Source organism: Cryobacterium adonitolivorans, assembly GCF_004402695.1.
GTDB classification, from domain to species: Bacteria; Actinomycetota; Actinomycetes; order Actinomycetales; family Microbacteriaceae; genus Cryobacterium; species Cryobacterium adonitolivorans.
In genome coordinates this window covers 55565-71826 of record NZ_SOFL01000043.1, presented here as the reverse complement: position 1 = coordinate 71826, position 16262 = coordinate 55565, and the positions used below count along the sequence as shown (strand labels likewise).

Below are 16262 nucleotides of genomic sequence, written 5' to 3'. Positions count from 1 at the left end.
GGATTCCCACTGCCCGTGCTGGTTCGACGAATTCCCGGCGGCTAGGCTGACGCGCATGAGCGCTCTCCGCAACTTCATCAACGGCGACCACGTCGAGTCCACCTCAGCGACCACGATCGACCTCATCGACCCGGCCACAGAGCAGAGCTACGGCACCAGCCCGGTGTCGACCGCCGCTGATGTGGATTCCGCCTATCGGGCCGCCTCGGCCGCGTTCGATGGGTGGGGCGAGTCCACCCCGGCCGAACGCCAGCTGGCCCTGTTCCGCATCGCGGACGCCGTCGAGGCGCGCGCCGAGGAGTTCGCCGACGCGGAATCCCGGGACACGGGCAAACCGCGCAGCACCCTCGTCGACGACGAGATCCTGGTGTCGGTGGACCAGATCCGCTTCTTCGCCGGCGCTGCCAGGGTGCTCGAGGGCAGAAGCGGTGGCGAGTACCTGAAGGACCACACCTCCTTCATCCGCCGGGAACCGATCGGCGTCGTCGGCCAGGTGACGCCGTGGAACTACCCGCTGAACATGGCGGTCTGGAAGTTCGCCCCGGCGCTCGCCGCCGGCAACACCACGGTGCTCAAGCCCTCCGACACCACCCCGAGCGCCACCCTGCTGCTGGCGGAAGTGGCGGCGGAGTTCCTGCCGCCCGGGGTGCTCAACGTGGTGATGGGGGACCGCAGCACCGGAGCGGCGATGATCGACCACGCCACCCCGCAACTGGTCTCGATCACCGGTTCGGTGCGCGCCGGCATGGAGGTGGCCAGGGCCGCCGCCACCGACCTCAAACGGGTGCACCTCGAGCTCGGTGGTAAGGCCCCGGTCATCGTCTTCGATGACGCCGACATCGATCAGGCCGTCGAGGGCATCAGCGCGGCGGGCTTTTTCAACGCCGGCCAGGACTGCACCGCCGCCACCCGGGTGCTCGTGCAGGCCGGCATCCACGACGAGTTCGTGGCGGCGCTCGCCGCCCACGCCGCCCAGACCGCGCGCACCGGGCCGCCGAGCGAAGCCGGGATCCTGTTCGGCCCGGTGAACAATCAGAACCAGCTGGCCCAGGTGACCGGGTTCATCGACCGGCTGCCGGACCACGCCGTGCTCGAGCTCGGCGGCCACCGGCAGGGCAGCACAGGCTACTTCCACGAAGCCACCGTGGTGAGCGGGCTGCGACAGACCGACGAGGCCGTACAGCGCGAGATCTTCGGCCCGGTGATCACCGTGCAGCGCTTCGATGATGAGGCCCAGGCCCTGGCCTGGGCCAACGACGTGCAGTACGGGCTGGCCTCGTCGGTGTGGACCACGAACCACGGGCGGGCCATGCGGATGGCCAAGCGCCTCGACTTCGGCTGCGTCTGGATCAACACCCACATCCCGATAGTCGCCGAGATGCCGCATGGCGGGTTCAAGCACTCCGGCTACGGCAAGGACCTGTCGATGTACGGCTTCGAGGACTACACCCGGATCAAGCACGTGATGAGCTACATCGGCTGAGCCCACGCGGCTCCGTCGGGTTTAGCATCGAAGGAAAGAGGGGGCCTGATGCAACAAGGACGGGTCGGCAGCGAGACCGCACCGTTGGAGAACGCGGAATGGACGTTCGTGGTAGGCAGCGGGTTCCTGGCCGTCGTACCCGCGAGCACCGCAACCCCCGTTGTGGCGGCCCTGCACGACTTGGCCGCTGACCCCGGCGTCACGCTCGAGGCGCTCGTGTCGCTGATCCCGCTTGGCGGGCCCGGAGAACCGGACGCGTTCGCGGTGATCGTGCCCGGCATCCGCCGCGCCGGCGACAGAGTCGACGATGACGCACCGGCGCAGGACGGCATCCCCGTGCACGCCGTCGTGCGCGGGGCCATCGCCGTCGACGTCTTCTCGATCGGCGGCTCCCGCCGATTCACCGACCGCAACATCAGGCCCTGGCTGTTGGCGGAGTTCCAGTCTGTGACCGGGCTGGTGATCGGTTCGCCGTTGGCCGCCGTCGTCCGATCCGACCGGCTCGGTGCAGGACGGATGCTCGGCACCGGCATCGACGCCGGCGACACCCTGTTCTGGTCGGTCGCCGGCGGACCGGACGACACCGCCGACACTACTGCCGACACCGTGCTGCGCCCCCGGCGGATCGTGGACGACACCGTCGTGCTTGATCGCCGGATGCGCGACAGCATTGTCGTTGCGGCGGCTGTCGCCGAAGCCGCCATTGAGTCCGCCGCCGAACCGGCTGCCGAATCCGCCGCCGCCGACGACGCCGTCGACGACACCGCCGACCGGCCGGGGCGGTACGGGTTCAGGTTGGCCACCGGCGAAGAGGTTCGGCTGGGCATGGTGTACCGGATCGGCCGGAGCCCCAGGCCCCGGCGCACCCAGTCCGGCGAGCTGCTGGAGCTGATCTCGGTGGCCTCACCGACCGCGTTAGTGTCCGCCAGCCACCTCGAAATCCGTCAGGAAGGCGACGCCGTCGTCCTCACCGACCTCGGTTCGACGAACGGCACGCTGGTGCGTTTTTCCCTCGGTCGCACCCAACGGTTGCGCTCCGGGGCCTCTCTCACGGTGCTGCCCGGTACGACGGTGGACATCGGGGACGGTAACCTGATCGAGATACTGCCAGCGGACTGACCGTCGTTCGTTGCGTTGCCGCACGTTTGTATTCGGAAGGCACCACCCGTGACCCAGATAGGTCAAGGCTCACCCAGCCACACGATCGCGCTCCCCGCGGTGAAGAAATCCGTCACCCTGGCCTGGTCCGCGCTCACTGATGTTGGTCACCGCCGCGAAGTCAATGAAGACAGCCTGGTAACCCAATCACCGGTTTTCGCGGTGGCCGACGGCATGGGCGGCCACTCCGCCGGCGATGTCGCCAGCAAGGCCGTGGTGACCCGGCTCGCCGAGCTGGGCAGCGACTCTGACACCACGGCCGAGGCGATCAATCGGGCCCTCGCCCATGCCGTGGACGATATGAAGGCCGGCGAGGGGGTTACCGATCTGGGCACGGGCACCACCGTCACCGGCGTAGCCGTGGCCATCGTTTCGGATGTCCCGCAGTTCATCGCCTACAACATCGGCGACTCGCGCGTCTATCAGCTCAGCTCCGGGGTGCTGGAGCAGGTCACGGTCGACCATTCGGTGGTGCAGGAACTCGTCGACGCCGGCCGGATCACCCGCGAGGAAGCCGATGTGCATCCGCACGGAAACGTGATCACCCGCGCCGTCGGATTCCATGAACCACCGGTCCCCGACTATCGTGTCCTGCCGCTCACGGCGGGCCTGCGCATCCTGGTCTGTTCGGACGGGCTCACCAAGGAGCTGACCGCCTACGGCATCCGGCACTTCCTCCTGTCGAATCCGAAGGCAGAGGATGCCGTCGCGGCGCTGGTGAACGCGGCGCTGGAGAACGGTGGTCGCGACAACGTGACCGCGATCGTCCTGGACGTGCTCAGCGTCGACGATATCGACGGTATTGATGTCGACGGTGTTGATGTCGACGCGGCCGACGCCGCTGCCGGCGCCTGACGACCCGCAGCCGTAGAATTACGCAGGTCGTCGATACCCGTGACGACGACCACAGCCTGCGATCTGGCAGGGTTATGAGGCAGGCAATCCGGTCGGTTCCTTCGACCGGTCGAGACGATTCGCGGGAGGCGCCATGGCGGTACGACTGCCGTCGACGCCCCCGGCCCTGCCGGGATTCTCCTACCTGAGGCCGTTGGGCTCCGGCGGCTTCGCCGATGTGTTCCTGTACGAGCAGAACCTGCCGCGGCGTCAGGTGGCCATCAAGGTGCTGCTCGCCGAGGTGGTCAGCGACCCGGTTCGGCGTCTGTTCCAGGCCGAGGCGAACCTGATGGCGCAGCTGTCCGCCCACCCGTCGGTGCTCACGGTCTTCCAGGCTGGGGTGTCCGCCGACGGTCGCCCGTACCTGGTGATGGAGTACTGCTCCAACGCCCTCGACCGGCGCTACCGGTCGGGACGCCTGCCGGTGTCCGAACTGCTCCGGATCGGGGTGACCATCGCCAGCGCCGTGGAGACCGCCCACCGGGCCGGCGTGTTGCACCGTGACATCAAGCCGTCGAACATCCTGATCACCGCATACGGGCATCCGGTCCTGGCCGACTTCGGCATCGCGGCCACCCTCGGCGAGGTGGAGGAGACCGACCAGGTCGGCCTCTCCATCCCGTGGTCGGCGCCCGAAGTGCTGCTCGACCAGAGTCCGGGCTCGGTGGCCGCCGAGGTGTGGTCCCTCGGGGCGACGCTCTACACGCTGCTGGCCGGCCGATCGCCGTTCGAACTGCCCGGCGACCGTAACGGCCCCGCCCAGCTGATGGCCCGGATCCAGAAGTCGGCCCTGCCGGCCATCGGGCGCCCGGACGTGCCGGCCCGCCTGGAGCTGGTGTTGGCCCGGGCGCTCTCCAAACGCCCCGAGCGTCGCCAGGCCAGTGCGCTCGAACTGATCCGGGAGCTCCAGGCCGTCGAGGCCGAGCTCGGGCTGGCCCAAACCCCGCTCGAGCTCGCGACAGCCGAGTGGGAAGCCCAGGCGGCCGGGGACGCCGACGACCAGACCCGGATCACCGGCCTGGTCTCCGTGGACGCGCAGCCGGCCCGCCGGCAACGCCGTGAGCCCGGCGCGGGCAGCGCCGGTGCCGCCCTGGCCCGCACCGCCCTGGCCCGTGCTGACCTCCCCCGTGCCGACAGGCCCCGTGCTGACCGGCCCCACGGCGACCGGCCCCACCCCGCCCAGCGTCGACGCACTCTCGTGGCCGTTGTCACCGGCGGGCTGCTGGTTGTCGGGCTCGGCGTCGTCGCCGGCGCCCTGCTGCTCGGCCCGGTGCTCTCCGGCGCTCCCGAGCGCCCCGGGGACTCCGCGCTGCCGAGGGTCAGCGATGTGGACGGCCGCACCGGCGACGGCACCATCGTGTTCAGCTGGGCCGACCCCGGCATCGACGACGGCGACAGCTACGTGGTCAGCCTGCGCAGCGGCGAGAGCAGCATTCAGCGCGGCACCCAGTTCATCGTTCAAACCGGCGCCGTTCAGACCGGCGCAGAGCAGCCGGCCGTCTGCGTCACCGTGAGTGTGAACCGCGACGGACGCACCGGCGCCGCCAGCACCGAGAAATGCGTCGACCCGGCCACGGGAGCGCAATGATCCGCCGTTGGCTGGGAGCGCACCGCTCCGTCGTGGCCTCGGTCACCGGCGGAACCCTCGTCACCGCACTGGTGGTCACCGTCGCGGTGGTCTCCGGCGGCTACACCGCGGAGAAGGTCGACCTGGGTGACGCCGCCGTCTGGGTGGGCAGCGAAACCCGTCAGCTGGTGGGCCGGGTCAATACCGAGATCGCCGAACTGAACACGGTGGTCCCCGTCCCGTCCGAGGGCACCACCGTGGTGCAGCAGGGGGCAACAGTGCTGATGGTCGACGGCGGCAACGGCACCATGGACATCCTCGACCCGGCCACCGCGACGGTCACCGACAGCGTGGCCCTGCCTCCGGATGCCCCCGAGGTGCGCCTGGCGGGCGGCCTCGCCGCGATCTCGGCCGACGGCGACCTCTGGAGGGCGAACAGCGCCGACCTGGCGACGTTCGACAGCACCACAGACCCTGCGCTCGCGCTGGGCACCGGCACCCTGTTCAGCCTCGACGACACCGGCGTCCTGTTCGGGTTCACCCCGGCCACGCAGACCCTCGTGAGGATTGACCCCGACCTCCCGGACACCGTGGCAGAGACGACCACGGTGCCGGCCGGAGACCCCGCCGACGGCTACCAGCTCAGCCAGGTGAACGGCAGCTGGGCGCTGCTCAACACGACCACCGGCATCCTGCACCTGCCCCAGCGCACCGTCGACCTCACCGGCAGCCTGACGGCCATGCCCCGACTGCAGGAGCCGGCCGTAACCGGCGACCGGGTCCTCATCGCGCACAGCACCGGCCTGATCAGCGTGCCCCTCGACCGCGGGGCCGCCACCGAACTGCTCGCCGACAACACGGCAGCAGGCAGCCCGGCCGCTCCCGTCCAGGACGGCCGCTGCGCCTACGCGGCGTGGGCCGACGGCACCGCCTGGCAGGCCTGCGGCATCGGCTCACCGGCGGGAATCACCGCAACCCTCGCCGGACTCGCCGGCGACGCACGCCTGGAATACCGGCAAAACGGCTCCCGACTGCTGCTCAACGACGCCCGCAACGGCGCCACCTGGAACGTGCAGCGCGACAACGAGCTCATCGACAACTGGGACGACCTCATCGACCCGGTCTCCGACCAGCAGGAGGAAACCGGCGCCACCGACGACATCCCGCCGGACAACGAAGACACCCAGGTGCCGCCGGTCGCGATCGACGACGCGTTCGGCGCCCGCCCGGGCCGCACGGTCACCCTGCCGGTGCTCCTGAACGACTACGACCCCAACGGCGACGTGCTGGTCATCGACACCGCAGAGCCGCCGCCGGCCGATCAGGGCCGCCTCGACCTGGTCTCCGGCAACCAGCAGCTGCAGCTCACCCTCACCCCGGAGGCGTCCGGCAGCCTCAGCTTCGACTACTCGGTCAGCGACGGGCGCGGCGGTGTCGCCGACGCCACCGTCACGGTCACGGTGCGCAGCCCGGATGAGAACTCCGCGCCCCACCAGGCCCGCCAGACCCGGGCCAGCGTCGCCGCCGGCGGCAGCGTTGAGAGCCAGGTGCTCGGCGACTGGATCGACCCGGACGGCGACCCGTTCTATCTCACCGCCGCCACGGCCTCGGCCCCGGACACCGCGACCTCGACGCCGGCCGGCGCCGTGCTGTTCACGGATGCCGGAGACGGCGGCGACGCCGCCCAGGTCGGCCTCGCCGTCTCGGACGGCAGTCTCACCGGGGCGGGGACCCTGGACATCTCGGTGCGTCCCGCCGGGACCGTGCCCATCGTCGCCGACGCGTTCGCCGTGCGCACGACGGCGGGCAGCGAGGTCACCGTCGCCCCACTCACGCACGTGCGCGGCGGCTCCGGCCCGCTGCGGTTGGGCGCGGTCCCAGATAAGCCCGGCGTCAGCATCGCTGCGGACTTCGCGGGCGGAACATTCAGGTTCGTCAGCGCTACCGTCGGCGTGCACTACCTGGACTACGCGGTGACCGACGGTGCGACCACCGTGACCGGGCTGATCCGTGTGGACGTCGACCCAGCGCCGGACAGCCCCGGCCGACCCATCACGGTGCCGCACACGGCCTTCCTGCGCTCCCAGCAGCCCACGGTCGTCGACGTGCTCGCGACAGACTTCGACCCCGCCGGGGGAGTGCTTCTGGTCACCGCAACCTCCAATGTGTCCTCCGGCAGCGGCCTGACTGTCGAGGTCCTCGACCAGCACCTCCTGAGGGTCACCCTGACCCGGCCGCTCGAATCGGGCACCACCAGCTTCGGTTACACCGTGAGCAACGGCCTGGCCGAGGCCACCGGCACCGTCACGGTGATCGAGATCCCCGCGGCGACCATCAGGCAGCCGCCCGTCGCGGCCGCAGACTCGGTATCGGTGCGGGTGGGCGACACCATCGACATCCCGGTGCTCGCCAACGACGAACATCCCAACGGCGACGCCCTCATGCTCGACCCGGTGCTCTCGACCCCGCTACCCGCCGGCGCCGGACTGCTCTTCGCCTCCGGCCGAGTGCTGCGCTACCTCGCACCGGCGAGCACCGGCAACTTCACCGCCGTGTACAGGGTGAGCGCCCCTGATGGGCAGTTCGCCAACGCCGAGGTGCGCATCTCGGTACGCGAGACCGACGCCGCCACCAACAACCCGCCACTGCCGCCCACCGTCACCGCCAGGGTGCTGGCGGGCGACACCGTGCGCATCCAGATCCCTCGGACCGGGATCGACCCCGACGGCGACTCCGTGCAGCTGCTCGGCCAGGAGACCAACCCCGAAAAGGGCACCGTCACGGCCGTCGACGCCGACTCGCTCAGCTACAGGGCAGGCGACTACTCCGCGGGCACCGACACCTTCACCTACGCCGTCATCGACGCCCTCGGCGCCCGGGCCACCGGCACGGTGCGGGTAGGCATCAGCCCCCGCCCTGATGGGGCCCGCAACCCCGTCGCCGTGCCGGACGAGGTCACCGTGCGACCCGGATCCCGGGTGTCGGTGCGGGTGCTCGGCAACGACTCAGACCCCGACGGCGGCACACTGAGCATCACCGCTGTCGAGGCGACCGCAGAGGGTGCCGCCGACGGCGCCGCGGGCACCGCCGCGGGCACCGCCGCGGTTGACGGCGACGTCGTCGTGGTGCGCGCCCCGAACGTCGGCGGCCGGTACGGCTTCGTCTACCAGATCCAGAACGAGCGGGGCGGCACCGGCTCGGCCTTCCTCACCGTCGTCGTGGCAGCGGACGCACCCCGCGCCCATCCCGAGGCCGACGACACCCGGCTGAGGCTCTCCGATGTGCTCGGCCGGGACACCGTCGACGTCGATGTGCTCGCCAGGGTGTTCTTCGCCGAAGGGTCGGCCCGGGACCTGAAGCTGGCCGTCTTGCCCGGCTATGACGGTGCCGCGACGGTCACCGACACAGCCCACATCCGCGTCACCGTCGCCAAGACCAGCCAGATCATCCCGTTCAGCGTCAGTCACCCCCAGGACCCCGGCATCGTGGCCTACGCGTTCGTCTGGGTGCCGGGAACCAACGACGCCCTTCCGCAGCTGCGGGCCGGCGCCGCCAAACTCGTCGTGGCCAGCGAAGCCACCGTGGACATCGACATTAACGATTACGTGGTGGCCGTCGGCGGCAAGCCCGTGCAACTCACCGACCGCAACACGGTGCGCGCCACGCACGCCAACGGCGCCGAACTCAGCACGGGTTCCCAGACCCTCTCCTTCACCAGCGCCGACCGGTATTTCGGGCCCGCCTCCATCTCGTTCGAGGTGACAGACGGCGCGGGCGCCACCGACCCGGCCGGACGCACCGCCACGATTGTGCTGCCGATCACCGTGACGCCGCGGGAGAACCAGCCGCCCGCCTTCGACGGGGCGGGAATCGACTTCGAACCCGGTCAGAGCAAGGTCATCGACCTGGCCAAGCTCACCGCCTATCCCTACCCGGAGGACCGCGACGAACTCGCCTTCACGGTACTCGACCCGCTGCCGACCGGCTTCGGGCAGACGCTGGACGGCAGCCTGCTCACCGTGACCGCTCTGGAGGGCACCCCGAAGGGCAGCACCAGCTCGGTGACGATCGGGGTGCGCGACGACCTCAGCGCCGGCTCGGCCGGGCGAATCGAGCTGCGCGTCGTGGCCTCCACCAGACCCCTCGCGCTGCCTGCGACGGATGCGGCCGTCGCGCCCCGCGGGCGCAGCACCGTCATCGATGTGCTCGCCAACGACGGCGCCACCAACCCGTTCCCCGCGGTGGGGCTGCGGGTGCTCGCGGTGCGCGGGCTCGATTCGGCCGCACTGCCCGCCGGGGTGTCGATCACGCCCAGCGCCGACAACAGCAGGCTCACCGTGCGGGTGTCCGCCGACGCTCAGCCCACGGACAGCACCCTGCAGTACCAGGTGGCGGATGCCACCAACGACCCTGACCGGTACACCTGGGGCACCGTGCGGGTGTCGGTGCAGGACGTCCCCGACGCCGTCACCGGGCTGCGGGCCACGGGCTTCGCCGACGGGCGTATCACCGTGGCGTTCAACCCCGGCGCCGCCAACAACTCACCCATCACCGGTTACCGGGTGACCACCCTCGACGCCTCCTCCGGCCGCACCCTCGGCAGCACGGTGTGCGCGGCCACCTCCTGCACCCTGGCCACGCCGGGCAACGGTCAGGCGAACGCCGTGCGGGTCAGCGTGGCCGCGCAGAACGGCATCGGCACGGCCACGGCCGGCACCCTCGCCGCGTCGGTCTGGTCCGACGTGATCCCGGCAGCACCGACAGGGCTGACCGCCGTACCCGAAGACGGCGCCATGCTGCTCGGCTGGGACGTCGTCCAGGCGACGGGCGGCGGCACGGACATCCGCGGCTACCAGGTCAGCGTGGCCGGGGTCGCCCAACCGGAGGTGAGCGCCACCGGAGCGCTCTGCGACAACGCCCGCTGCACCCTGCGGGTGGACGGCCTGGCCAACGGGACCGGCGTGGGCTTTGCCGTCAGCGCCCGCAATGACGCCTACCCCGCCCTGTCGAGCTGGAACAGCACCGCCGCCACCGGAACGCCCTACGGCGCGCCGGTCGCCGGCGGGATCACGGCGACGGCGACCGATGTCAGCGGCGCCGTCACCGTGACCTGGGACGGTTTCGCCGACCGCGGCGACGCCGTTGCGGGCTACGTCGTGCAGCGGATCAGCGGCGCCGGCGTGCCCACCGGCGCGCAGGCCTGCTCGGTGTCGGCCCCCGCGCCCGGCTCCCTGACCGCACCCCGCGCCGGCGGTGTGGTGCTGGAACAGCAGAGCGTGGCAGCCGGCGGGCGCAGCGCCGTGTTCGACGGCCTGCTCGTCGACGACGGCAGCTACTCGTTCGTGGTCTGGGGCCACAACCGGGCCGGCTGCGTCCCGAGCACGGTTGCCACGGTCCTCGTGCGGCCGGCCCCCGGCGCAATCAGCCAGGTGCAGGGTGCGATGGAACAGCAGGGCGACGCCTGGGATTACCACCTCACCGGCGTGAGCCCGTCCGCCGGCGTCGACCACTACAACATCCGGGCCGCGGATGGCTCCGGCTCCGGGGCGAGGTTCAGCGGCAGCGCCTGGCCGCGCGACCTGCTCGACCTGCCATTCGGCTCCGCCGTGGCCTTCCAACTGCAGGCGTGCACGGTGTGGGGCTCCTGCGGGCCCTGGTCGGGCACCACCACAGCGCCGGAGGCATCCGTCACCTTCACCGCGACCGGTCTGGCCTACGACGGCGCGGCCGGCCGGTTCTCCTGGACCGGCGCGCCGCAGAACGGATCCCTCGCGGCGACCTTCGCGTGCACGGTCGCCGGATCGACATCGACGCCGACCCCGGCCGACAGCGCCACCACCTGTACCCTGCCCGGCCCGCTGCCCGACTCGGGCACCGTGCTGCTCACCGTCACAGTGGACGGCCACACCTTCGACTTCTCCCGCCCGATCCCGAAGAAAGCGATCACCCCATGACCCTGACCCCCGATCGTGTGAGCCCAGGCCAGCCGGGCGCCCGCCGCGACGCCGAGCAGATGAGTATCGAGGAGGCCGGCCAGTTCGCGACCCTCTTCGACAGGCTGGTGCGTGGCGTTGAGGAGGTCGTGCTGGGCAAGCAGCACGTCATCAGGCTCGCGTTCACGGCCTTGTTCAGCGAGGGCCACCTGCTCCTGGAGGATGTTCCCGGGACCGGGAAGACCTCGCTGGCCCGCGCCATCGCGCAGAGCGTTCGCGGCACCAACAACCGGGTGCAGTTCACCCCCGACCTGCTGCCTGGGGACATCACCGGGGTGAGCATCTTCGACCAGCGCACGGCCACCTTCGAGTTCCACCGCGGACCGGTATTCGCCAACATCGTGCTGGCCGACGAGATCAACCGGGCCAGCCCCAAGACCCAGGCCGCGCTGCTCGAGGTGATGGAGGAGGGTCAGGTCACTGCCGACGGCGTCACCCACCGGGTGGCGGGCCCGTTCATGGTGATCGCGACCCAGAACCCGATCGAACAGGCCGGCACCTACAGGCTTCCTGAGGCCCAGCTGGACAGGTTCCTGATGAAGACCTCGATCGGCTACCCCGACCAGGCGGCCACGGTGCGCATTCTGGAAGGCGCCGGTCGGCGGGCCCACGACAACCGCGTGGCACCGGTGCTCTCGGCGGAGTCCGTCGTCGAGGTGGCATCGCTGGCCCGCACCGTATTCGTCGACGCGACCATCAACGACTACGTCGCCCGGCTCGTCGACGCCACCCGCAGCAGCCCGGAGGTGCGCTTGGGCGCCAGTGTGCGCGGAGCCCTCGCGCTCATCCGCACGGCCAAGACCTACGCGGCCTCCCAAGGCCGGCACTACGTGACCCCCGACGACGTGAAGGCGCTCGCCGAACCCGTGCTCGCGCACCGGCTGCTGCTGGACGCCGAGGCCGAATTCGACGGCGTCAGCGCCTCGAGTGTGATCGGCCGGATCCTGGTCGAGACGCCGCCGCCGCGCAGCGGGGAGGACCAGCGGGCGGATGTCAGCTAGAACCCGGATGCTCGGCGCGGTCACGCCGCTCGGCTGGAGCGTCGCCGGCTGCGCGGCCGCGCTGCTCGCCGCCGGCTACGGCCTGGGCTGGGCCGAACTCACCGCGATCGGTTGGGCGGCCGCCGTCCTGGTGGCCGGCGCGCTCGCGCACCTGCTCGGTCAGAGCGCCCACCACATCACGTTGACCCTGCCCGTCGACAGGGTTGTCGCGGGGGAGCGGGTGCCCGGGCAGGTCGACGTGCACAACTCGACCAGCCGGCGCCTGGCCGCCGTGACGGTGCAGGTGCCGGTGGGAGCCGGGTTGGCCGAGTTCCCGATGCCGTCTCTGGCCGCGCGCACCGGCATCGACGAGGTGTTCGTGGTTCCCGCCGAGCGCCGGGGCATCATCCCGATCGGGCCCGTGCACACGGTGCGGGCCGATCCGGTGGGGCTGGTGCGGCTGGAGACCGTGCTCGCGCAGCGGATCGATCTCTACGTGCATCCGCGCACCATCGCCATCCCCAGCATGAGCCAGGGCTTCGTGCGCGACCTCGAAGGTCAACCCACCCGGGACCTCACCGCCAGCGACGTGGCGTTCCACGCCCTGCGCGAATATCAGAGCGGCGACGAGAGGCGCAGTATCCACTGGAAGAGCAGCGCCAAGACCGGCCGCCTGATGGTGCGCCAGTACGAGCAGACCCGGCGCAGCCACCTGCTCGTGGCCCTCAGCCTGGCCACGAGCGACTTCGCCGACGACGATGAATTCGAGCTCGCCGTCAGCGCGGCCGGTTCCCTGGGAATCCGGGCGATCCGTGATGCGCGCACGGTGTCGGTCCTGGCCAGCTCACGCCCGCTCAGCACCCTCACCCCCACCCGGCTGCTCGACGACCTCAGCGGAGTGGACCTGGCACCCGGCGCCGCCGACCTGCGCGCGCTGTCCAGGAAGGCCGCCGCCGCGGTCGACGGGCTGTCGGTGGCCTTCCTGCTCTGCGGGTCGGCGACACCATTGGCCGCACTGCGCGCCTCGGCGGCGGGATTCCCCGTCGGGGTCGAGGCCGTCGCCGTCGTCTGCGACCCCGGCGCCCGCCCGGGCCTGCGCCGCGCCGGCGGTATGAGCCTGCTCACCATCGGCTTCCTCGATGACTTGCAGCACAGCCTGGCCCGGGGGGCCGCCGCATGAGCGGGCGCTTCATCGTCGGCAACACCGTGGCCCTGATGTCGGCCACCGGCGTCGCCGCCGCCGCCCTGTGGCCGGTCTACCAGACCGGCGCCTTCGTGCTGCTCGTCGCCGTCGCAGCGTTGCTGGGGTGTGGCATCGCCATCGTCGGCGCCGTGTTCCGCTGGCCCGCCTGGCTGGTCGGCCTCACGACCATCGGCGGCTATCTCCTCGTCGGGGTTCCTCTGGCCGTGCCCGGCCGCGCCCTGTACGGCGTTCTACCGAGCCCGGCCGGCCTCGCCGAGCTGGTGCCGGCCACGGCGCTCGGCTGGAAGCAGCTGGTGACCATCGTGCTGCCGGTCGGGTCGTACCAGGCCCTTCTGGTTCCCGCGCTGATCCTCGTGCTGCTCAGCAGCGTCGTCGGGCTCTCGGTGGCGCTCCGCAGCCAGGCGGCGGAACTGGCGCTGCCGGCGCCGGTGCTGCTTTTGTTGGCCGGCATCGCCCTCGGCCCGGTTCAGGCCACGGCACCCACCCTGCTGGGCCTCGCGTTGTTCACTGTGCTGGTGCTCTGGCTGCTGTGGCTCAACCTGGAACGCCGCCGGGGCCGCCTGCTCGTGTCGGCGACCGCGGCGCGGCCGCCGGTGGCCGACCGGCGGATGGGCGCGGCCCGCTCCGTCGTCGTCGCGGCCCTTGCGCTGACCATGGCGGTCCTGGCCGGCACGGTCGCCGCCGTCGCCCTGCCGCCCACCGCGGCCAGGGACGTGCTGCGCACCAGGGTGGCTGCACCTTTCGACGCCCGCGCCTACCCGAGTCCGCTGTCCGGGTTCCGCAACTACCTGCAGCCGGACCTCGCCGACACCGTGCTCTTCGAGGTCGAGGGGCTGCCCGCCGGCGGGCGCATCCGGCTGGCGACCCTCGACGACTACGACGGCGTGGTGTATTCGGTGGGCAGCGCGGATGCCGCGGCGTCGCGGCCGGACTCCGGCACCTTCACCCGGCTGCCCTACCGCCTCGACCAGAGTGCGGTGCGCGGCGACAAGGTCTCCCTGACGGTGTCGATCCGGGAGTACGACGGTGTGTGGGTGCCCGGCGTCGGTGCGCTGGAGCGCATTGAGTTCATCGGCTCCACCGCGGCCGCCCGCCAGGAGTCGTTCGTGTACAACGACCTCGGCGGCACCGCCGCCATTGTCACCGGCCTGGAGCAGGGCGACAGCTACACCAGCACCGCTGTCGTGCCGGCGCTGGCCGGAGACCTGGCCGACGCCCTGCCCGGCTCCGCGGTCTTACCGCAGGTCGACGTGCTGCCCGACGGCCTCGAGAAAACCCTGGCCGGTATTCTGCGGCCGGGCGACACGCCGGGCCAGAGGCTGCAGGCCGTGCTCGACTTCCTGGCCACGACCGGCTACGTCAGCCACGGCACCGCGGGGGAACCCGTCAGCCGGTCCGGGCACGGCGTCGACCGCATCGATGAGCTCCTCGAGGACCAGCCGATGCTCGGCGATGCCGAGCAGTACGCGGTGACGGCGGCCCTGATGGCCCGGCAGATCGGCTTTCCGGCCCGGGTTGTGGTGGGCTTCGTGCCCGCCGCGGAGGGCGATACCGCACCGGTGACCGGAGCCGATGCCTCGGCGTGGATCGAGGTGCAGACCCAGGCCGACGGCTGGGTGGCGCTGGATCCCAACCCGCCGGTCCGGGAGATCCCGGCACGCCAACCCGACGACGCCACTCCCATCTCCCGACCGCAGACCGTGCTGCCCCCGCCGGCACCGGATGCCGCTGAGCAGTCCGAACCCAGCCAGCCCGAGAGCCAGACCGTCGACCCGCCCGACGCCGCCGACCCGTTCTGGGCCGCGATTCGGCTGGTCGTGACCATAGCGGCCTGGTCGATACTCGGCGTCGGCCTCCTCACCGCACCGTTTGTGGGCATCGTTCTCGCCAAGTGGCGGCGTCGGCGACGCCGCCGTCTGGCACACCGGCCGATCGACCGCATCGTCGGTGGCTGGCGGGAATTCGCCGACAGCGTGACCGATCACGGTCTGGCCATTGCGCCCCAGGCGACCCGCACCGAGCTGGCCCGGTCCGTCGGCGGGGTGCGCGCCCTCTGGCTGGCCGGCGAGGTGGACCGGGCCGTCTTCGCACCCGACGGGGCTGCTGAGATCGACCCGGACGGCATCTGGGTGTCGGTGCGTGAGCTGCAGAACAGCATGCGGGCCGGCCTCAACCGCCGCGACCGGCTGCGCGCGGTCATCTCGGTGCGGTCCTTCGGTCGCTACGCTAAGAGAACGGCCGGGCGGGATGGCCGGCGCAGGCGCAGGCTGTGGGGAGCTGGCGAGAGTACGAAGGGACCAGGTCAGTGAACTGCCAGATTTGCGGGGCGCACCTGCCAGAGGGCGCGATGTTCTGCGGCGGCTGCGGCAGCTCGACCTCGGCGACCCCCACGACCCGCAAGCGCGCGGACCCGCGCCCCAGCGACACCACCATCATCCAGCCGCTCGCGCCCCGGACCACGGTGATCTCAGTGCCACTGTGGCCGGCGGGCACCGGCCCAACCGATGACCAGCCTGCCGGTGCGTTGCCGGCGGATGCCCCGTCTGGCGAGGGAGGGCACCCGCCCGCCCGCCCTTTGGGTGCTCATGCGGAGGCACCGGCCGAGAAGGCGGAGCCCGCACGGTACACCCTGCAGTTCAGCACCGGCGAGACCGTCTCGGTGCGCGGCACCGGCCTCATCGGCCGGCGCCCCCTGCCCCAACCCTCGGAACGGTTCGACCACCTGATCCAAATCACCGACCTGGGCATGTCGGTGTCCAAGAGCCACCTCGAATTCGGCCAACACGACGGCGAGTTCTGGGTCAACGACCGGTTCTCGGGCAACGGCACGGTCGTGCGGCGCGCGCCGGCCCCGGCGCTGCGCTGCGAGCCGGGACGCCGGTACCTGGTGGCCCGAGGCGCCAGGGTCGAAATCGGCGACCAGTTCTTCATGGTGCTCTAGGCCCCGCGCCTCCTCCACACCCCCGCACAGTCCGGGTTGTGC

9 protein-coding genes are annotated in these 16262 nt (G+C 71.4%); all 9 read left to right on the top strand.

Annotation, left to right across the window (positions count from 1 at the left end):
• Positions 1–55 precede the first annotated feature (55 nt).
• Complete coding sequence (locus E3O42_RS13070) at positions 56–1483, top strand: gamma-aminobutyraldehyde dehydrogenase (RefSeq protein WP_134454349.1); 1428 nt, start codon at positions 56–58, stop codon at positions 1481–1483.
• Between the two features lie 48 nt (positions 1484–1531).
• On the top strand, positions 1532–2602 hold the full coding sequence (locus E3O42_RS13065; protein WP_134454348.1) for an FHA domain-containing protein: 1071 nt from the start codon (positions 1532–1534) through the stop codon (positions 2600–2602).
• A 48-nt stretch (positions 2603–2650) separates the two neighbouring features.
• Complete coding sequence (locus E3O42_RS13060; RefSeq protein WP_134454347.1) at positions 2651–3496, top strand: PP2C family protein-serine/threonine phosphatase; 846 nt, start codon at positions 2651–2653, stop codon at positions 3494–3496.
• Positions 3497–3629: 133 nt separating this feature from the next.
• Positions 3630–5123: a serine/threonine-protein kinase gene (locus tag E3O42_RS13055; RefSeq protein ID WP_134454346.1), complete on the top strand. Its 1494-nt coding sequence runs from the start codon at positions 3630–3632 to the stop codon at positions 5121–5123.
• Positions 5120–11056, top strand: coding sequence for an Ig-like domain-containing protein (locus E3O42_RS13050; RefSeq protein ID WP_134454345.1), 5937 nt, complete (start codon positions 5120–5122; stop codon positions 11054–11056). The genes E3O42_RS13055 and E3O42_RS13050 overlap by 4 nt, the downstream gene beginning before the upstream one ends.
• 59 nt (positions 11057–11115) lie before the next feature.
• Positions 11116–12096 (top strand): AAA family ATPase, encoded by a 981-nt coding sequence (locus tag E3O42_RS13045; protein WP_134454394.1) that lies wholly within the window; start codon positions 11116–11118, stop codon positions 12094–12096.
• Complete coding sequence (locus E3O42_RS13040) at positions 12086–13255, top strand: DUF58 domain-containing protein (RefSeq protein ID WP_134454344.1); 1170 nt, start codon at positions 12086–12088, stop codon at positions 13253–13255. The genes E3O42_RS13045 and E3O42_RS13040 overlap by 11 nt, the downstream gene beginning before the upstream one ends.
• On the top strand, positions 13252–15588 hold the full coding sequence (locus E3O42_RS13035) for a transglutaminase-like domain-containing protein (RefSeq protein WP_134454343.1): 2337 nt from the start codon (positions 13252–13254) through the stop codon (positions 15586–15588). Before E3O42_RS13040 ends, E3O42_RS13035 begins: the two co-directional genes overlap by 4 nt.
• Positions 15585–16220, top strand: coding sequence for an FHA domain-containing protein (locus tag E3O42_RS13030; protein WP_134454342.1), 636 nt, complete (start codon positions 15585–15587; stop codon positions 16218–16220). The genes E3O42_RS13035 and E3O42_RS13030 overlap by 4 nt, the downstream gene beginning before the upstream one ends.
• Positions 16221–16262: the final 42 nt, after the last annotated feature.